This is a genomic window from uncultured Pigmentiphaga sp., assembly GCF_937950555.1.
GTDB lineage: Bacteria > Pseudomonadota > Gammaproteobacteria > Burkholderiales > Burkholderiaceae_B > Pigmentiphaga.
Map to the genome: position 1 here is coordinate 38993 of NZ_CALFCW010000068.1, position 19573 is coordinate 58565.

18 protein-coding genes are annotated in these 19573 nt (G+C 63.5%); 13 read left to right on the top strand and 5 right to left on the bottom strand.

The window, feature by feature from the left end; genetic code table 11:
- The first annotated feature begins 6 nt into the window (after positions 1-6).
- Positions 7-1005 (top strand): 2Fe-2S iron-sulfur cluster binding domain-containing protein, encoded by a 999-nt coding sequence (locus Q0319_RS16005; RefSeq protein WP_299454324.1) that lies wholly within the window; start codon positions 7-9, stop codon positions 1003-1005.
- 79 nt (positions 1006-1084) lie between these two features.
- Positions 1085-2080, top strand: coding sequence for a tripartite tricarboxylate transporter substrate binding protein (locus Q0319_RS16010; protein WP_299454327.1), 996 nt, complete (start codon positions 1085-1087; stop codon positions 2078-2080).
- Here the strand turns inward: Q0319_RS16010 and Q0319_RS16015 are convergent.
- The 4 genes from Q0319_RS16015 to Q0319_RS16030 form a co-directional block, all read right to left on the bottom strand.
- Positions 2077-2856: a class I SAM-dependent methyltransferase gene (locus Q0319_RS16015; protein ID WP_299454330.1), complete on the bottom strand. Its 780-nt coding sequence runs from the start codon at positions 2854-2856 to the stop codon at positions 2077-2079. The two genes, Q0319_RS16010 and Q0319_RS16015, sit on opposite strands and share 4 nt — an antisense overlap.
- 122 nt (positions 2857-2978) lie before the next feature.
- On the bottom strand, positions 2979-4571 hold the full coding sequence (locus tag Q0319_RS16020; RefSeq protein ID WP_299454333.1) for a class I adenylate-forming enzyme family protein: 1593 nt from the start codon (positions 4569-4571) through the stop codon (positions 2979-2981).
- Entirely contained in the window at positions 4568-5191 is a 624-nt protein-coding gene (locus Q0319_RS16025; RefSeq protein WP_296467421.1) for a 2-hydroxychromene-2-carboxylate isomerase, read from the bottom strand. The genes Q0319_RS16020 and Q0319_RS16025 overlap by 4 nt, the downstream gene beginning before the upstream one ends.
- A gap of 3 nt (positions 5192-5194) precedes the next feature.
- Positions 5195-6160: a tripartite tricarboxylate transporter substrate binding protein gene (locus Q0319_RS16030; protein WP_296467418.1), complete on the bottom strand. Its 966-nt coding sequence runs from the start codon at positions 6158-6160 to the stop codon at positions 5195-5197.
- A 505-nt stretch (positions 6161-6665) separates the two neighbouring features.
- On the opposite strand from Q0319_RS16030, the gene Q0319_RS16035 reads away from it, so the two are divergent.
- The 6 genes from Q0319_RS16035 (at position 6666) to Q0319_RS16060 (ending at position 13058) form a co-directional block, all read left to right on the top strand.
- A complete protein-coding gene (locus tag Q0319_RS16035; RefSeq protein WP_299454338.1) occupies positions 6666-7604 on the top strand; it encodes a tripartite tricarboxylate transporter substrate binding protein in 939 nt (312 codons plus the stop codon).
- Between the two features lie 18 nt (positions 7605-7622).
- The gene (locus Q0319_RS16040) at positions 7623-8516 is read left to right on the top strand and encodes a xanthine dehydrogenase family protein subunit M (protein ID WP_299454341.1); all 894 of its coding nucleotides are present in this window, start codon (positions 7623-7625) and stop codon (positions 8514-8516) included.
- Positions 8513-8986: a (2Fe-2S)-binding protein gene (locus Q0319_RS16045; protein ID WP_299454344.1), complete on the top strand. Its 474-nt coding sequence runs from the start codon at positions 8513-8515 to the stop codon at positions 8984-8986. Before Q0319_RS16040 ends, Q0319_RS16045 begins: the two co-directional genes overlap by 4 nt.
- Positions 8983-11346: a xanthine dehydrogenase family protein molybdopterin-binding subunit gene (locus Q0319_RS16050; RefSeq protein ID WP_299454347.1), complete on the top strand. Its 2364-nt coding sequence runs from the start codon at positions 8983-8985 to the stop codon at positions 11344-11346. The genes Q0319_RS16045 and Q0319_RS16050 overlap by 4 nt, the downstream gene beginning before the upstream one ends.
- A 12-nt stretch (positions 11347-11358) precedes the next feature.
- A complete protein-coding gene (locus Q0319_RS16055) occupies positions 11359-12360 on the top strand; it encodes an amidohydrolase family protein (protein WP_299454349.1) in 1002 nt (333 codons plus the stop codon).
- A 77-nt stretch (positions 12361-12437) separates the two neighbouring features.
- Positions 12438-13058 carry a carbon monoxide dehydrogenase subunit G gene (locus tag Q0319_RS16060; RefSeq protein ID WP_299454352.1) on the top strand — a complete coding sequence of 207 codons (621 nt, stop codon included), beginning with the start codon at positions 12438-12440 and terminating at the stop codon, positions 13056-13058.
- Positions 13059-13070: 12 nt separating this feature from the next.
- Here the strand turns inward: Q0319_RS16060 and Q0319_RS16065 are convergent, their stop codons facing one another.
- Positions 13071-13949 (bottom strand): IclR family transcriptional regulator, encoded by an 879-nt coding sequence (locus Q0319_RS16065; RefSeq protein ID WP_299454355.1) that lies wholly within the window; start codon positions 13947-13949, stop codon positions 13071-13073.
- A gap of 221 nt (positions 13950-14170) precedes the next feature.
- Between Q0319_RS16065 and Q0319_RS16070 the strand changes: the two genes are divergently transcribed.
- From Q0319_RS16070 to Q0319_RS16090, 5 genes are read left to right on the top strand one after another with little or no spacing between them, the layout of a single operon-like run.
- Positions 14171-14977, top strand: a complete 807-nt coding sequence (locus Q0319_RS16070) for an SDR family NAD(P)-dependent oxidoreductase (protein ID WP_299454358.1) — start codon at positions 14171-14173, stop codon at positions 14975-14977.
- A 58-nt stretch (positions 14978-15035) separates the two neighbouring features.
- Complete coding sequence (locus tag Q0319_RS16075; RefSeq protein ID WP_299454361.1) at positions 15036-15896, top strand: alpha/beta hydrolase; 861 nt, start codon at positions 15036-15038, stop codon at positions 15894-15896.
- 2 nt (positions 15897-15898) lie between these two features.
- A complete protein-coding gene (locus Q0319_RS16080) occupies positions 15899-16678 on the top strand; it encodes an enoyl-CoA hydratase-related protein (RefSeq protein WP_299454364.1) in 780 nt (259 codons plus the stop codon).
- A 4-nt stretch (positions 16679-16682) separates the two neighbouring features.
- Positions 16683-18188, top strand: coding sequence for an AMP-binding protein (locus tag Q0319_RS16085; RefSeq protein WP_299454367.1), 1506 nt, complete (start codon positions 16683-16685; stop codon positions 18186-18188).
- On the top strand, positions 18188-19423 hold the full coding sequence (locus Q0319_RS16090; protein ID WP_299454370.1) for an amidase: 1236 nt from the start codon (positions 18188-18190) through the stop codon (positions 19421-19423). The genes Q0319_RS16085 and Q0319_RS16090 overlap by 1 nt, the downstream gene beginning before the upstream one ends.
- Positions 19424-19573 lie beyond the last annotated feature (150 nt).

Genomic DNA, 19573 nt, shown 5'->3' on the forward strand with positions numbered 1-19573 from the left:
CCTCCCATGCATTCCATTACGGCGATCTTCGAGGACGGACGGGCAGTCCGTTTCTCGGCCCGGCCCGGGGAGGTGGTATATCAATCGGCGTACCGTGCCTCCCTTCAGCTCGCCCATGATTGCCTCGAGGGCGCGTGCGGCGAGTGCAAGGCTTGGTGCACGGAAGGCGAGTTCGACCTGGACGATTACAGCGACGAGGCCTTGTCGGATGAGGAGCGCCGGCAGGGGCAGACGCTATTGTGCAAAATGGTACCCCGTTCGTCCTGCGTCATTGAGCTGCCCTACCCGTCTGGCTTCGCTGAGGCACGCGAGCCCGCTTCCATCCACGCCAGGCTCGCAGACATCGAAAGGGTGTCGTCCGCGGTGGTGCGCACGCGCCTCGAGGTTGCCGAACCGGTAGATTTCTTGCCCGGCCAATATGCCAACCTCTCCGTTCCGGGGGCGGGCGTATCGCGCGCCTACTCGTTCGCCAATCCGCCGGGAAGGCCGGCGCTCGAGTTCTATCACAAGCTGGTCCCGGGCGGCGCCATGAGCACGTACCTCCAGGATCGCGCCCGGGCGGGCGACGCGATCACGCTCAGTCCTCCCGCAGGTCATTTTTATCTGCGGGACAATGGCCGCCCCTTGTTGCTGGTGGCCGGCGGAACGGGGCTGGCGCCCTTCCTCGCCATGTTGCAGAGCCTGGCCGAAAACGCTCGTAGCGACCGCCCCATACGCCTATTGATAGGCGTCAACGCCGCAGCCGAGTTTTTCGCCGACGCGCAATTGGCAGAGCTGGCCGAGACGCTGCCGCTGCGCGTCGAGCGCATCGCGGTATCGAACGAAGCCTGGGCGGGCCCGACCGGCTATGTGACGCAATTGCTTCGCGACGACATGGTTGCCGATTCGCCGGACATTTATCTGTGCGGCCCTCCTGCCATGATCGAATCGTGCTCGGCATGGCTTGTCGAGCGAGGGGTAGATCGCAGGTCGATCCGGGCGGAGAAATTCCTTCCTTCTACTTGAACCGAGAGAAAGCCGGCGCAGTTTCGCCGGCCCGACCACAAAGTGACCGCAGTGTCACACACATATCGGGAGACACTTTATGAGCAAGCCAGTCCTGTCCGCCTGCATCCGACGCGTCGCCTATTTGCTCCTGGCCGTCGGCCTGTCGACGACGCACGCCGGCGCCCATGCGAAAGAAGAAGCGTGGCCGGCCAAGCCCATACGCATCGTGGTGGCTTTCGCGCCCGGCGGTCTGATCGACATCATCGCCAGGACCTTCCAGCCGCGCTTGTCCGAAATCCTGGGGCAGCCCGTGGTCATCGAGAACCGTCCGGCCGCGGGGGGAACGGTCGCCGAGGGCGCCGTGGCACGGTCGGAGCCAGATGGGTACACGTTGCTCATGACGGCCGACGGGGTGCCTGCCAATCCGCATTTGTATAAAGGGCTCTCGTACGACATGTTCCGCGACCTGCAGCCCATCAGCCAACTCGTGCGCATTCCGTTGGTCATGCTCGTCAACCCCAGCGTGCCAGTGAATTCTGTCAAGGAGCTGGTGGCGTATGCCGCGGCCGCGCCGGGCAAGTATTCCTATGCCAGCCCTGGCGCGGGAACGAGCAATCACCTGTTCTTCGAAGTCTTCAAGGACATGACGCAAATGGACATGGTCCATGCGCCCTACAAGGGGGGCAGCCCCGCCATGACGGACCTGGTGGGCGGCCACGTGCAGGCCTTGCTGATTTCCGCGACCCTGGCGGTTCCTCAGGCCCAAGGCGGAAAGGTACGCGCGCTCGCAGTCACCAGCCCGAAGCGGATGGATTCCCTTCCGGATGTACCGACCTTCGCGGAAGCCGGCTATCCAGAGTTCAATCCTCATCAATGGGCTGGCTTGTTCGCGCCGGCCGGCACGCCCTCGGCCATCGTCGCACGCGTCCACGAAGCATTCACCAAAGCGCTCGAGGCGCCGGAAGTGCGGACCAGGCTGAAAGAGTTGTCGGCAGAGCCGTTCATGACCTCGCCCGAGGAGTTCGCCAAGAACCTCCGGAAAGACTATGACATGCTGGGGGCCCTGATCGAGAGCAAAGGCATTACGCGCTAATCCGCCCTGGGCAGGCAGTACGCGGCCGTGTCGTAAGGAACTGTCACGACGGCGCGGCCGCGCAGCCCGGGTTCGGCATCGATCAGCGCCTGCAAACGCGCGTCGACCTCTGCCCGTTTTTCGGGCGGCAAGGCGGCGATGAAGCTGGTCGAACGCACGCGGTTGAAGATGACGTCCTCGGGCGATCCCGTGTGCGCGTTGGTGTAGTGCCGCTCGTCCATCGGCCCGAAGCCGGAATGAGGAAACGCCTTGCGCCAGGCGCCCGTGTAGTAGCGCGGGGCATCGCCTTCGAACTCGTTGACGATGCGGTCGATCTGGGCGACCCATGGAACGCGGGCGTCGCGCATGTTCCACACCAGTGCCAGCCGTCCCCCGGGCTTGAGCACGCGATGAATTTCGTTCAGGGCTTCGGCGTTGGCGAACCAGTGGAAGGCCTGGGCGCATACCACGGCATCCACCGAGGCATCGGGCAGGGGGATGGCTTCGGCAGTGCCCACCTTCGCTTCGACTCCGGGCAGCGCAGCCGCGAGCTTGTCCAGCATGGCTGCCACCGGTTCCACCGCAATGACGTGCGCGCCCGTGGCGACCAGGCGGGGAGTGAATTTGCCCGTGCCGGCGCCAAGGTCGAGGACGATCGTGCCCGGTTGCAGGCGTACCGTGTCGCGTAGCCAGGCGTCGATCTCGGGCGGGTAATCGGGGCGGCCGCGAACATAGGTGTCGGCCTCTCTTGCATAGCCGGTGGCAGCGGCATGATGAATGTCGGCACGGGTATCCATGTTTTCTCCGGAAAGGCGAGGCCTATGCCTCGGCCGGTTCCGGAACAGGATACAACGCGTGGGGAGCAAGGCACGCGGGGCCTCAGGCGCCGGCGGCTGTTGCCCCGCCCCGGTTGCTGCGCTTATCGCTTGGCTTGGGCCGGCGCGCTCGCCGCTGCCATTTCCCGCAACTTGGCCTTGGAAATCTTCCCTACGCCGATGCGGGGAAAGTCATCCACGAACACGACGTCGCGCGGCACTTTGTACTTCGCGAGCTCGCGCCGGCAGGTCTCGATGATCGTTTCGGCCAAGGCAGGGCCCGGCTTTGCATCGGCAGCCGCGCGGATGAACGCGACGGGCACTTCGCCGTAGGCGGAGTCCGGGCGCGCAACCACCGCCGCTTCGGCGACCCCCTCGACGGTGCGGACGACGCGTTCGATTTCTGCCGCCGATACGCCCTCGCCACCGACCTTGATGAGGTCTTTGGCGCGGTCTCCGAACTGGATGCAGCCGTCTTCGTGCAGCAGCACGCTGTCTCCGGTCTTGAAGTAGCCGTCGTCGTCGAAAGCGTCCCGGGTCGCCTCGGCATTGCCGAAATATTCCGCGAAGATCGTGACGCCGGGCACGCCCCGGATCAGAAGCAGGCCGCGCTCGCCGGGTTTGCAGTCGCGCCCGTGCTCATCAACGATGCGCACGCCGTAGCCGACGGAGGCGCGGCCGATGGCGCCGGGGCGTGGGGGCGACCAAGGATCGGTGACGATGCCTTGCGCGACCATTTCCGTCATGCCCCAGGCACCCATCATCCTCATCCCGAAGTAGGCTTCGTGCTCGGGCAGCCACAAGGCATTGCACCACTGGCGAAAATGGTGCCGGGGCGGGACCGGCATGCCGGCCAGGACGTTGGCGCTGAAGATGACATGCGAGCCGACCGTGCTGCGGTGTTCCAGGGCCACGGGCCAGTAGCGGCTGGCCGAGAAGCGCGGCTGCAGTACGATGCTGGCTCCCGCCCAGATTGCGGGGAATACGGACCACGACAAACCTACGACGTGGAACAGCGGCAGGAAAACATGGAAGATGTCGTCGCTGCGCAGCGACTGCTGCATGGCACCCAGCCGGGCAGCCCACAGCACATTGGCATGGGTCCAGAGCACCCCTTTCGGCCGGGAGGTCGTGCCGCTGGTGAACAACACGGACAGCGGCGCCGACGCGTCGGGCGCGCGCCGCGGCGCGGGCGAAGCGAACAGGCTCGCGTAACGTTCGTCGGCGTGCGGGGCGGTGCCGGCCTCGGGGGCTTGCCCGGCATCGTCGTCTGTCACGGCGACCCATTCCAGGCCGCGGCAATGGGTGCGGATCTTGTCTGCGAACCGGGGTTGGGTCACGGCGCCCCGGGCGCCGGTGAGTTCGGCGAAGTAGGCCAACTCCGGCCCGACGGCCATCGCGTTCGTGGGAACGCAGATCGCGCCGACGTACGCGCAGGCGAAGTACGTGAGCAGGAATTCCGGACAGTTCTCCAAATGCATCAGTATGCGGTCACCCGCGCGGATGCCGCGCGCCTGGAGCCCGCCCGCCAGGCGCGCGACCTGGTCGGCAAACTGCGCATAAGACCAGGTGCGCGATACGCCGGGCTCGGGGGCCCAGATGAGCAGCGGGTGATCGCCCCGTTCGGCGGCTTTTCTATCAAGCAGGGTCGGCAGGTCCTGTCCGGTGAACTGGAGCAAGGTGTCGGAGCGGATCATGGCTTGGGGTCCCACGATTGGTATTTGAGCCAGTGTTCGAGCATCCACAGGCGGTCCACGCCCCAGAAGGGCTCGCCGTCCACGATGAAGAACGGCACGCCAAAGACGCCGGCCGCGACGGCGCGGTCTACTTCTTCGCGCAGGAGCGTCTTGATCTCGGGCGATTCCATGCCTGCGCGCATCGCCTCGACGTCCAGGCCCAGGCGCGCGGCTTCGTCCAGGACGTCTTCTGTTGCAGAGATGTTTTCACCGCGCGCCCACAGGCGGGCGCACAGGCTGCGCGCAAAGGCGGCGGCTTGTGCCGCATCCCGCTGCTTGAGCCAGAGAAAGGCCCGCAGTGCGCGTATGGGCGAGACGTCGGGGTGGCGCGGCTCGCACATCGGCACGCCCAGCAGGCGCGCCAGGCGGTTCTTATCACGCCGCGAGTAGTCGCCTTTCAGGGGCGTGGCCGGCACCGGCTTCAGGCCCATTACCTGCAGGACGGTGACGCTCAACAGGACCGGACGCCACTCCACCCGCCGTCCGTAGCGCGCGGCCAGCGATTCGATCTGGGTCGACGCCAGATAGCCGTACGGCGAGATGGGGTCGAAATAGAAATCGATCGGCGACGGCTGCTCCATGGCTTACAGCTTGGGGATGCCCGCCGCCTTCACGATGTCGCCCCAACGCTTCAGTTCGCTTTGGATCAGCGCCGTAAATTCCGAGGCGGTGTTCGTTTCCGGGTCCAGGCCCATGCCGGCATACCGTTGGCGAACCTCCGGCAGCGCAATGACGCGATGCACTTCCCGCTCGAGCCGCTCGATGATGGCGGGCGGGGTTCCGGCCGGGGCAAGCAGGCCCTGCCAGAGCTGCATGTCCAGGCCTTTCAGCCCCAGGCTGGTAAAGGTCGGCACACCTGGGAAGGACGGATGCTCCTTGGGGGAGGTGATGGCGATGGGCTGGAGCTTGCCCGTCTTGATGCCGACGCCGATGGAAATGGAGTCCGAAATGGTGGCCAGCACGTCTCCGGCCACGGCGGCGTTCACGGCGTCGGTGCTTCCCTTGTAGTTAATCTCTTGGAACTTGGTGCCGGCCTGCAGGTTGATCTGTTCGCCGATGAGCCGGAACGGCGCCGCGGCAGACGAGTAATTCGCCTTGTCCGGATTCGCCTTGGCGTACTTGATCAAATCGGGAAGGTTCTGCGCCGGGCCGCTCTTGTTGACCGCCATCAATACGGGAAGGGAGGCGACCAGCGAAATGGGTGCGAAATCCTTTGCGGAGTCGTACTTCACCTCCTTGTAGAGCGCCGGGTTGATCGCCAGGGATCCGCTCGCGCCGAGCAGGATCGTGTAACCGTCAGGCTCGGCCCGGGCGACGTATTCGGTCGCGATCATCGAGGCGGCGCCGGGCCGGTTCTCGACGATGACCTGTACCCCCAACCCCTCGGACATTTTTTGCGCGATGACCCGGGCGAGGATGTCGCTGCCGCCGCCCGCGGTGTAACCCACCACCAAGCGGATCGGGCGAGTGGGATAGTCAGCGGAATGGGCGGGGAAGTGAGCAATTCCCGCGAGCACTGCAACGCTCGCCAACACGCGTAAGCTAAGCATGATGTCTCCTGGATCGTTGGCCATGCATGCCGGATCGATGACAGCCGGCGGGACCGCTGCTCTCATGACAGCGTATCGTTAAATATAAGGTAGCCTTATAAAGACGGGAAACCCCGGGGGAACCCTAGCGGGGCATGATCAGGCCCAATGTCCGGGTTTGATTGGATCCATTTGTAGGGTGTGTGGATCCACTTCAGCGAGAAGCCGTCTGGCTTCATCGTCTCGTTTCCCGCCGTTTTTTTCCTTCCCTCCTTTCTTCCCGAGGAGTTCGTTGGCCCGCATCGGCCGGTACCTTTGCGTGGCATCGCCACGGCTTGGGCCATGGGTGATTATGTAGCCGAAAGCGTAAGAAATTCCGTGCTGATATTCAGAATTTCCGTGTTGATGTTATTAAATTCTGATATTAGACTCTTCCATAGTGATAATTTGCTCTCCCCGCGGTATCCCCTCTCCCCTTCTGCCCCTGGAGGATGCAGCTATGCAGCGACGCACGGTTATTGTCACTATGTCCCTGTCGGTCCTGGCCGTCATGGCCGGCTTTTCGGCCCACGCCCAGAAGTATCCGGACAAGCCCCTGAAGATCATCGTGCCGTTCGGGCCCGGATCGACAGCCGATATCCTGGCCCGGAACATCGGGACCTTGATGGGTGAGCGGCTTGGCCAGACGGTGGTCATCGAGAACAAGCCTGGTGCAGGGGGGACTTTGGGAGGGGCCGAGGCGGCCCGTGCAGCGCCGGACGGCTATACGCTGGTGCTCGGAACGGTCGCGAGCCATGGCGTGGGCACGCTCCTCATGCCGAACGTTTCGTACGATCCGGTCAAGGACTTCCAGCCCATCACCATGTTGGCCGATGCTCCCGGGCTGCTTGTCGTCAACAAATCGGTACCGGCCAACAACCTCGCAGAGTTCATCGAATACGCAAGGAAACACCCGGGAATGAGTTTCTCGTCGGCAGGCAATGCGACCACGACGCACCTGGCCGGGTTGGCACTGGCGCAGAAAGCCGGCATCCAGCTGCAACACGTTTCCTACGGTGCCATGGGTCAGGCGCTTACCGACGTCGTGTCGGGACAGGTGCCGGCCATGATGTACCAGATTCCCTCCCTCAAGCCACACATCGACAGTGGCGAACTCAAGGCCATCGGTGTCACGTCCGCCAAGCGCGTCGGTGCCCTGCCCGGAGTGCCCGCCATCGCGGAAACGTATCCAGGATTCGAGTTCACGGCCTGGTTTGGATTGATGGCTCCTGCCAGAACTCCGATGCCCATCATCAATCGCCTGAATGACGTAGTGCAGCAGGCGATGAAGACCCCGCAGATCGAGAAACTGTTTTCGCTGCAGGGCCTGGAGCCCAGTGGCATGGGTCCCGATGAATTCAAGTCCCTAATGACGCGTGACCTGCCCAGGTGGCGTGACATCATCCAGACGACCGGTGTGAAATAGACTTCTTGGCGAACAGCATTGAAACCCTATTCTTTCGATTACGTCGCTCCTTCTTCGCTTGAAGATGCGTTGCGCCTGCTCGATGCGCATGGTGGCGACGCAAAAATCATCGCCGGCGGCCAGAGCCTGATTCCCATCATGAACCTGCGCCTGGCCGCGCCCTCGGTGCTGATTGATATCGCCGGCATCGCATCGTTGCGCGGGATCGAGCGACTTGCCGATGGGTCGATATCGGCCGGCGCCGTGACTCCTCATCGACATTTCGAACGCAGTTCGCTCATCGCGGAATCGTTGCCCATCGTTCACGCTGCCATGCCATGGGTGGCCCATGCGCAGATCCGCAACCGTGGCACGTTGGGCGGAAGCCTGTGCCATGCGGATCCTGCGGCGGAATGGCCGGCGCTCTGCCTGGCCTGCGAAGCCGAGATGACACTTGTCAGTTCGCGCGGCGAGCGGGTGGTGCCGGCAGAGGATTTCTCGCTGGGGGTGTACGAGACAGCAACCGCGCCGGATGAGATCCTCACGAGCGTAAGGTTTGCGGCGTGGCCGTCTAATCGCAGGTGGGGCTTCCAGGAAGTGTCGCGGCGTCGGGGCGATTTCGCGATCATAGGCATCGCCTGCCTGATCGACGTGGATGCCGCCGGGGTTTGCCAGTGGGCGCGTCTGGTGGTGTTCGGCGCAGGTGAGCGTCCGTTGCTGTTGACCCGGGCCGCCCAATCCCTGGTTGGCAACATCGTGAACGGAGCGGCCATACAGGCCGCTTCCGAAACGGCACGGGCAGAAGTCGAGCCGCGCGACGATCTGCATGCGTCGGCCGAATACCGGCGCGAGTTGATCGAAGTGCTGACGCGGCGCGCACTGATGCAGGCCATGTCGATTGGGGCATTGGAGCAGGAGGGCAAGCTGGCATGAACAATATTTCCATCGCATGCACTGTCAACGGACAGCCGGTAAAGGCCGAAGTTGAACCGCGCCTCAGCCTGGCGGATTTCCTGCGCGAGCATCTCGACCTGACGGGCACTCACCTGGGATGTGAGCACGGCGTGTGTGGCGCGTGTACGATCCTGGTGGACGGTGCCTCGGTGCGCTCGTGCCTCATGTTCGCGGTGCAGGCCAATGGCCGGGAGGTCGTCACGATCGAGGGGATCGCCGGTGACGGACCGATGACGCGTTTGCAGTGCGCCTTCCGGGAGCACCATGCACTGCAGTGCGGCTTCTGTACTCCGGGAATGATCACGACGTTGAAGGCCTTCCTGGACGAGAACCCGAATCCAAGCGCTGACGACGTGCGGGATGCGATATCCGGCAACGTGTGCCGTTGCACCGGATACGTGCCCATCGTCAACGCCGTGCTCGATGCAGCCCGGGAGGGAACGTCATGAATGGTGGGATGCACACCATGGCCTCCCGGCAGGAACGAGCTACCAACGGTCAGGCTGCCTTTGTCGGGCAGCCGCTGACCCGGACCGAGGACGAGCGCTTCCTCCGTGGAAAGGGAGTCTACGTCGATGATGTGAAGCGGCCGGGTATGGTGCATGCGGTGGTCATCCGCAGCCCGATGGCTCATGCGCGGATCACCGGCATTGATGCCAGTGCGGCGCTCGAAGCGCCGGGCGTACTCGCCGTCTACACATTCAAGGATATCGCTGATCGTTCCACGGCCATTCCGATTCGGTTGGCACCGCTGCCGGGCTTCGAACGCTATCTGCAATCGGCGTTGGCGAATGATCGCGTGCGCTATGTTGGTGAACCGGTGGCGGTCGTGGTCGCGGAAAATCGTTACCTCGCGGAAGACGCGTGCGAACTGGTCGTGATCGACTACGACCCGCTGGAGCCGGTGACCAGTGTAGAGGGCGCCATGGCCGATGAGTCGTTGCTGTTCGAGGAGAACGGCACCAACGTGGCGTCGCATTACGAAGTTTCGAGGGGCGATGTGGATCGCGCGTTCAGCGAGGCGGAGTACACGCGCAAGGAAAGGTTTCGCTGCCATCGGCACAGCGCCGTCCCGCTTGAAACCCGTGGCCTGGTTGCGGAGTGGAATGCTTCCTCCCAGCGCCTATCAATCTGGGGAGCGACCAAGGTCACATTCTTCAACCGACGCGCGCTTGCTCCCATGCTCGGCCTGGACGTCGGCCAGATCGACATGATCGAGGTCGATGTCGGCGGCAGCTTCGGTGTTCGCGGCGAGTTCTACCCAGAAGACTTCCTGGTGCCCTTCGCTGCCATGAAACTCGGGCGGCCGGTCAAATGGATAGAAGACCGTCGCGAGAACCTGATGGCGACGAACCACTCCAGGGAAATGGAGTGTGAGCTCGAAATCGCCACGCGCCGGGATGGGACGATACTGGGCATGCGAGCCAGGCTTTGGTCGGACCTCGGCGCGTACGTGAGGACCAATGGTGGCGTCCCGCTGGCGAAAGCTGCTCAGCTCCTTCCCGGCCCCTATCGCATCAGCGACTTCCATTGTGAGTCGTTCGCGCTCGTTACGAACAAGACGCCGGTCGGAACCTACCGTGGGCCGGGCCGCTACGAGGCGAATTTCTTCCGCGAACGCCTGTTCGACATGGTGGCGGCAGACCTGGGCATCGAGCCGGAGGTCTTCCGCATGAAGAACCTAATTCGTCCGGAGGAACTTCCGTACGAGGTAGGCAAGCTCGTCACCTATGTGCCCACCACGCAGTACGACACTGGTAACTATCCAGACGCGTTGAAGCAGGCCCTGGAAGCCTTCGGCTACGAGGAGCTTAAGGCCTGCCGTGGCCGACTGATCGACGGCAAGCTCCATGGCATAGGCATGGCGTGCTTTGTCGAGTCGAGTGGCGGTGGACCGGCAGAAAGCGCTCGCATCGTCGTCCGTGGATCGAATTCGTTCGCGCTCTATACCGGCGTCTCGAGCTCCGGGCAGGGGCATGAGACAGTGCTTGCCCAGATCCTGGCTGACGAGCTTGGGATCGATCCACGTTGCGTCGAGGTTTTCCATGGATCGACCAACCATGTGGAGCAGGGTTACGGAACGTTCCACAGTCGGGCAATCGTCATGGGAGGCAGCGCGGTCAAGTGCGTCGCCCAGAAGCTGCTGGATGGAATGGCGGACTATGCGGCTGCGCGTTTCGGCATAAGCCGGGATGCAGTGAGCCTGCGCGACGGGGCGCTTTGGGATGCCGGCACCGGCACCCGATTGATCGGCCTCGACGACCTCGTACGCCGGGCCCGGGAGGGCGATGCGTCGGCTGCACAAGCGCTGGAAGCGGCAGGGGCATTCACGAACGACAAGCTGACGTTCAGCTACGGTGCGCATGTCACGCACGTGGCCGTCGATCCCGAGACCGCCCAGGTGGAAGTCATCCGCCATGTGGCATTGGAGGACATCGGGCGAGCCATCAATCCGTTGATGGTCAACGGCCAGACGATCGGCGCGGCTGCACAGGGCATAGGCGCCACGTTCCTGGATCAGTTCGTTTATGACGAGACAGGCCAGTTGCTGACCGGGTCATTTGCGGATTACCTGCTTCCGACCAGTACGGAGATCGGCGACATCCAGGCCATCACGCTGCAGGACCACCCCTCGAAATTAAATCCGCTTGGAGCAAAGGGAGCGGGAGAAGGTGGCATCGTCGCAACCGGGGCCGCGTTGGCGAATGCCGTGTCGGACGCACTGCGCGGCCTGAATGTGCAGATCACCGAGCTGCCCATGTCGCTGAACAATCTGTCGCGCTGGATACGGCAAGCAAGGAACCAATGAGGAGAAGACTGAATGGCCATTGACGTGCACGCCCATTACTTCCCTCCCAAAGCGCTCCAGTCCTTGCGGAAAGAAGGAGAACGCTACGGCATCTCGGTGCTTGACCGTGAACCGGCCTGTGCATGCCTGCACTTCGAGCACGGCCTGACCTGCCGTCCTTTCTTTCCCAAGCTCCTGGAGAGCCTCGACGTTCGCGTCGATCGCATGCATAGCTGCGGCATTCACAGGCAAATCCTTTCGGGATGGACCGACGTTTTCGGTTATGGACTGGCCACCGCCAAGGGACACGCCTGGCATCGCCTGATGAACGAAACCCTGGCCGAAGTGGCGGCGTCCGATCCCGGACACTTCTCCATTCTTGCATCGGGACACATTCCGGACCCGGCAGGTGCCGCCCGTGAACTAGAGTACTCGGTCAGATCGCTGGGTGCGGTGGGCGGCGTCGTCGCCTGCAACGTCGAAGGCACGAACCTTGGCGAGCTCGACCTCGACGAGTACTGGGCCGCAGCGGTCGAGCTCGACGTTCCCGTTTTTCTGCATCCAGCCCAACCAGCGCCAACTCCCCGAGTGAAGAAATTCGCGCTCAACCAGGTGGCGCAGTACACGTTCGATACCACGCTGGCGATCGGCTCCCTGATCTGGAGCGGCGTATTGGACCGGTTCCCGGGGCTCAAGCTGATCGCTTCGCACGGAGGTGGCTCGGTACCTTGGCTGATCGGACGCTTCGATTGCATGCATGGCCGCAGCGATCATGCCGTGACGGGCATTGTTGCGCGCGACAAGCCGTCCTCCTATCTGCAGCGGTTCTATTACGACACGATTCTTCACGACGGAAACGCACTGCGTTATTTGTCCGAACGGGTCGGGGTCGAGCGCTTGGTCATCGGCAGCGATGACTCTTTCCCTCCCGCCGATCTGGATCCGCTGGCATCGTTGCGGAACGCCGGCTTCGATGAAAGGGAGATCCAGATGATCGGGGAGGACAATCCCAGGAGGTTGTTCCGGCTCCCGTAGTCGGGTCGGACGGCCTCATGCACCGCGTGAGGTCGGGGCAAGCATGACAGGTATCCACAGACGAGACGGCGCATTCAATGAATATCAATGGTGAGCGACGCATTCCATTGCCCAGGGAGACCGTGTGGCGGGCACTGAACGACCCCGCGGTCCTCAAGGCCTGCATTCCGGGTTGCGAGTCGTATGAAAGCGTGACCGACGACGAAAACAAGGTCGTCATCATGGCGGTGGTCGGGCCCGTGAAGGCGCGTTTCCAGGGCAAGCTGCGGCTCGAGGATGTGTCTCCTCCCGAGCGGTATCGGCTGGTGTTCGATGGTTCGGGCGGCGCCGCCGGGTTCGGCAAGGGGTCCGCGACCGTGGAGCTGGCGGAGGATAGAGGCGTGACGTTGGTCCGCTACGACGTCAATGCGCAGGTCGGAGGCAAGCTGGCCCAGGTGGGGGCACGCCTGATCGAAGGCGTGGCACGCAAGCTGTCCGAAGAGTTCTTTACACGTTTCGACCAGCACGTTGTTTCGGCCGGGCAGCAGGATCCTGCACCCGATCCCGCTCCGGTGGAGGGTAGTGCCGCAGCTGCGGCAGATCCGGAGCCGGTTGCCAGGCAAGGCGGCGATGGAACGAAGCGGGGATCGAAATGGATGCCGTGGGCGGTGGGCATCGCCGTGGCGGCAACCGTGTTGATCTATCTGTTTGCCAAATAACGGCGCTCTGCGTCAGGGCCCTTCTTCTGGGCCCGATGTCAGTTCCGCCGACAGGCGGGCCGAGGCCTTGCGCAGCGCAGACTCGATCTGGTCACGTACCCGCCCTTGGAACCGGAAAGAAGGTCCGGCGACCGCCAGTGCCGCGATGATTTCTCCGTATTCGTGGACGGGGGCTGCAAGGCCACAGACGTCCGGGATGATCTCGTTGATGGCTTCGGCAATGCCCGATTCGCGTATGGCTTCGAGTTCCTGCTGGAAAGCCTTCATCCTGGCCGCCAATGCACCATCCGATCGCGCGGCACGGGTGAGGTAGGTGTTGCGCTCGCGGTTGTCCATGAAGGCCAGCAAGAGCTTTCCGGGCGCGGCCCCGCGGTGGAGCGGGAACGACGTGCCGACCTCATAGGAGAGCCGGATGGCGTGCCTCGACTCGGCCCGTGCGATGCAGACGGCGTTGTCGCCCATGCGCTGGAGCAGCAACACGGTTTCCCCTGTGTCCTCGCTGAGCTGGTGCATGATCGGCCGGGCGATATCCGCATAGCTGATCGCGGCACGCGCCGCCGCCGCCATATTGATGACTCGCGGCGCGAGGTGATAACCGCCTTTGCCGTTGTCGGCCAGGAATCCCATCTCCTTCAGCACGGAAACGTAGCGGTATGCAGTGCTCTTGGGCACGTCCACCGCATTGGCCAGCTGGTCGATCGATGCCAGCGGTCGACGTGGTTCGAAGTACCCGAGGATACCCAGCACCTTGCGCGAGCTCGAGGCTCCGTGGGTCCTGCGCTCGGGTCCTTGTGCTGTCGCCACGTCGGGCGTGTCCTGCTCGTCGACCAGCGCCAGTGCGTCGTCATGGGGCGATGTTGGCTTGTCAGTATTGCTGCGTTTCCTGGACAAAAAAATCTCCGGTCTTGAGTACGACACGCAAGGGGCCCTGACATCCCCCCGCGCGATCTTCTTTCGTATCTCTCACATTTTAACATTGCGTTATCAACTTTTATTTATCACAATATGAATGGGTATTATCATAATGTAGCAATGTAGCGTGGTTGTGGCAGCCTGCTGCGACCGTTGCTGCAACGATTCCCTACCACCCTCTTGATAGGACGGAATACGACATGGATCTGCGCTTGACGGGTAAAGTGGCGGCAATCACGGGCGCCAGCGAAGGCATCGGCAAGGGCATCGCTTTGGCCCTGGCAAAGGAAGGCGTGGATGTGGCGATCTGCGCTCGTCGCAAGGACCAGCTGGAGGCGACCGCGGAAGAACTGCGCGCCGCCACCGGGCGCCGCGTGGTGGCCATCACCGCTGACCTCACGAAACAGGAGGATGCGGAGCGGTTCATCAATACGGTGGCGCAGGAGTTCGGCCGCATCGACATCCTGGTGAACAACGCGGGTTCCGCGCCTGGCGGCATCATTGAGACGCTGGGCGAAGATGCATGGATGCAAGGGCTACAGCTCAAGTTTATGGGCTACGTCCGCTGCATCAAGGCGGCGCTTCCCATCATGCGCAAGCAAGGCGGCGGACGCGTCGTTAACCTGATCGGCAACGATGGCGTCAAGGAGTCGTATTGGGAAATCGTGCCGGGTGCCTGCAATGCCGCCGGACAGAATCTGACCAAGTCGCTCGCGGGCCAGTACGGCAAGCACAACATCAGCTTTGTCGCCGTCAACCCCGGCCCCGTTCGTACCGAGCGCTGGAAGGGCCTGGTGCAGGCCATGTCGCGTGACATGAACCTTTCCTACGAAGTGGCGGATCAGCTGGCACCCAGCAGCATTCCGCTGGGACGCATCGCCGAGGTCGAGGAGGTTGCCAACCTGGTCACGTACCTGGCTTCTCCGCTGGCGCATTACGTCAACGGGACCATGATCGAAATCGACGGCGGCCAGCAAAAGGCGCTGATGGATCGCGCACGCGGCTGATCGACCTGGGCGGGGGCGCCATCGGTGCTCCTGCCAACCCCAGCGAAGGAGCAAATCGATGAGCTATGTATCCGCCCGCGATGGCGTCCGTTTGTACTATGAAGAAGTCGGAAGCGGCGAACCCATCGTCTTTGTCCATGAGTTCGCTGGCAACTATCGCACTTGGGAACCGCAGTTGCGGTATTTCTCCCGGGGCTATCGTTGCATTACATTCAGTGCGCGGGGCTATCCACCTTCCGACATCCCGACGGACGCTGCCTCGTACGGGCAGGACATTGCGTGCAACGATGTGCTGGCGGTCATGGACGCACTGGGAATTAAACGTGCCCACATCGTGGGTCATTCCATGGGAGCATATACGGCCCTGCATGTGGGCCTGAATGCTCCCGAACGCTGCCTGTCCGTTACTGCCGCTGGCTGTGGCTGGGGATCGAGCCCGGGTGCGCGGGACGTGGCGGTCAAGCAGTGTGAAGACATCGCCGATATGTTCCGCAACGAGCCCATGGCCGTCGCGGCCGAGAAGTATGCGCATTTCCCCATGCGCCTGACGTTCAAGGCGAAGGATCCTCGCGGGTTTGATGAGTTTCAGGCCCTGCTGGCCTCCAACGACGGCCAGGGATCCGCCCTGACCATGTTGAACCTCCAGCTCAAGCGCCCTACGCTGTGGGAACTGGAAGGTGCCTTGAAGACATTCCGTCCCCCGCTGCTGGTGGTGGTCGGAGACGAAGACGAGCCCTGTCTGGACGGGAGCCTGTTCCTCAAGCGCGTGGTGCCCACAGCGGCACTCGTCACCATCCCGCGAGCGGGACATACGATCACCAGTGAAGAGCCGGCAGCCTTCAACCGCGCACTGGAAGACATGCTGGCGGCGGTCACCGCGGGTAGCTGGATGCGGCATCGGCAGAGCCAAGGGGCCTGAAGATGGAAGAAGGACGAGTCCTGGTCGAGCACCGCGACGGTGTGACGACGCTATGCCTGAGCAACCCCGCCAGGCGCAACGCGATCAGCAGCACCATGTGGCAACAGTTGATCCAGCTGGCTTCCCAGATCCCGTCCGACGGACAAACACGGGCGGTCGTGATCCGCGGTGCCGGCGGCCGGTCGTTCTCGGCCGGCGCCGACATTTCGGGTTTCGCCACGGCGCGCAGCGACGATGCCAACGCCCGCACCTATGACGACCTGGTCGAGGCGGCATGCCGGGCCATCGAAGCGGTCACCGTTCCTACTGTGGCGGTGGTTGCAGGCCATTGCATCGGCGCCGGGAATTCGGTGGCGGCCAGTTGCGATCTGATCGTTGCGACCGACGATGCTGTGTTCGCGGTACCGGCGGCGCGGTTAGGGCTGGGATACGACCCACGTGGCGTCGAACGCTTCGTCCGGGTGTTCGGTGTTCCCCTGACGCGCGAGCTACTGTATCTCGCGCAACGCGTGCCTGCGCGGCGGCTCTATGACCTCGGATGCATCAGTCGGCTGTCGGGCCGGCAGGAGCTCGAGGCGACTGTGGGTGAGGTGGTGGGCCAGCTGGTTGGCAATGCGCCATTGACGCTCAAGGCGGCCAAGCTCGCGATCAGGGCGACAGCCGATGCGTCGTTGGCGGACCAGGCCTTGCAGGCGGCCCTGGCTGCCGATGCAAGTCTCGATTACCAAGAGGGGCGGGCTGCCTTTCTGGAAAAGCGCGCACCTCATTTCGTCGGGCGGTGAGCGCATGAATCTCTACCATGCTTTGTACGACCACTATGCCGCCCACCATCCGGTGCTTGAGGAGCACGACGGCAGGATATACACGGCCGGGCAGATGCGAGCAGCGATCGGGTCCATGGCGGCGGCGCTGGCGCAGTGCGGCGTGCGGCCTGGAATGCGCGTGTCCTTTGTATTGGCCAAGGGCCCGCATGTGTTGCGGCTCGCCCATGCCTGCCTGCAGGTCGGCGCAATTTTCCATCCGCTGAATCCGTCCTACACGGAGCAGGAAGTCGATTATCTGGTGCGTGACGCGGATCCCGCCCTGGTTGTATGCGAGCCACAGGAGCGTGGCCGGTTCGAGTTCCTGCGCAGTGTCCCTGTCGAGATCATGACGTTGGATGCTGAAGGAAAGGGCAGCCTTGGCGATCTGGCGGCCTCGCTCGCGCCCCTCGAATGCGTTGCGACAGTCGGTCCACGCGACACCGCTGCGATCCTGTATACGTCCGGAACCACCGGCAAGCCGAAGGGCGCGCAGATCACCCACGGCAATCTGACCGACAGTGCCAGGGCGCTGGCTGAGGTATGGAGCGTGACCGCGGATGACGTGCTGCTGCATATGCTGCCCATGTTTCACGCTCACGGGCTTCTGACAGCGGTCAATACGATGCTGGTGGCGGGCGGCAGGGTCCGCATGGTACCGGTGTTCGACCCTGAGGAGGTTGTCCGGGCCCTGCCCTCTTCCACGGTGATCATGGGGGTGCCGACGCATTACGCCCGCCTGCTCCGGACGCCCGGTTTTGCTGAGGCGGCTCGCGCATCGTTGCGGCTGGCGGTGTCGGGATCTGCTCCTATGCTCGAGGGCCTGGCCCAGGCATTCCGCGAGGCGACCGGCGTCGCACTCATCGAGCGCTACGGTGCTACGGAATCGGCGATCGTCACGGCGGTGCCGGCAGGCACTACCGACCGCGCCGGCTGGGTGGGATGGGCGTTGCCGGGCGTGGAGATCCGGGTCCGACAATCGGATGGCAGCTGCGCGGACCGCAACGCCATCGGTCCCCTGGAGGTCAGAGGCCACAATATATTCACCGGATACTGGCGGCGTCCCGATCTCCTGCAGGACGCGTTCACCGAGGATGGCTGGTTCATTACGGGCGACGTTGCCGAGATCGATGCCACGGGGTGCGTGCGGCTCCTGGACCGGACCAAGGACCTCATCATTAGCGGCGGCTTGAACGTCTATCCGAGCGAAGTGGAGGCAGCCTTGAACCGGATGGGGGAAGTCGCGGAGTGCGCCGTGTTCGGTGTGCCGCATCCCGATTTTGGTGAGGGCGTGACCGCCGTCGTGGAGCTGGAGGCGTCGGCCGAAATTGATGAGCATGCCTTGATCGAACGGCTCAAGCAGGTCTTGGCAGGCTACAAGGTTCCGAAGCGGATACTGATCGGTGAACCCATACCCCGGAATGCGATGGGGAAAGTCCAGAAGGCCGTCCTGCGGGATCGCTATCGCGCGCTCTATTCGGCAAGCAAGTAATGAACGTCTCTCGGCAGAGTCGTGTTTCCGTCGATGAACGGCGATGTAGTGAAATGCGGCGGGCAGATCGTTACCAGGCCTTCAGCGAGGTGTGTGTCGATGAGGTCACGCACCTTTCGCACGGTCCGCTCGCGGGTGCGTCCTTCGTGGTCAAGGACAACATCGAAGTGGCAGGGCGGAGTTTCAGTGCCGGCCATCCGCTGTTCGCAGACCGTCGGGGAAAGCGAACCGCCACGGTAGTCGAATGGCTGCGCGAGGCTGGCGCGTGTGTCGCGGGCATGGGGCGTACCGATGCCGGCGGATTCGGTGTCACGACGCCGGAGGTCATCAACCCGATCGACCCGGGTCGCATTGTCGGTGGCTCGTCAGGAGGCGTGGCGGCCGCGGTTGCCGCGGGGCTGGTCGACTTCGGAGTGGGCACAGACACTGGCGGCAGCGTACGCATTCCGGCCGCATGTTGCGGCCTGTATGGTTTCAAGCCAAGTTATGGCCTGATTCCGCTCGATGGTGTCTGGCCCTTGGCCTCCGGCTTCGATCATGTCGGCTGGATGGCACCGACCTTGGACATGGTCCGGCGGGTGGCCGATGTAGTGTTGCCGGGCAACGTGAACGAGGGCGCGGCATCCCCGGACATGCCCCGCGTGGGTATCGACGTACGGGCGCTCGCGCATTGCGCGGACGAGGTCGCTGGGCGGTTCCTGCGGGCAGTGGATGCGACGCGGGCTGCCGGCGTACCCATCGTGGATGTGATCCTACCCTCGCCCGATGAGGTCATGGAGGTCCACGGCGTGCTGGTGCTGGCACAGGCACGGGACGTGTATTCTGCCTGGTGGCCTGAAGGCAGGGACAGACTCGGTGCAGCGGCACGTCCGGCCCTGACGGTGGCCGACATGCTGACGGAGGCAGATATCGCGGAAGCCAATCGCCGCGCCGCGGCGATCGAGGCATACATGGTGGGGGTCCATGAGCAGGTGGATTGCGTCATGACTCCGGCGCTGTCCGTGCCGGTTCCCAGGGTGGGGGCGCGGAAGGTGACCATCGGCGGCAAGGACGTCCCTGTCCTGTCCGCGCTCATTGCCCAGACCTGCCTGTTCAATCTCACCGGGACGCCTGCCCTCGTTCTCCCCTTCAGGGATGAGGGTTCCTTCCCCACCATGCTCCAGCTGAGTGCGGCACGGATGCAGGACTGGCGGTTGCTTCACTGGGCAGCTGCACTGAGCGCCAGCCTCGACTGAAACAGGCCCGGCGGCGCATGACGCAGCGCCATGCGCTACGATTTCCGGCCGAGCCATTCCCGTCGAGCGCACCATGAAGAACGAAGCGCCGGGCAGTCCCTACCGCAAGATCGCCGCGCGCATCATCCCGCTGATGATGCTGCTCTATTT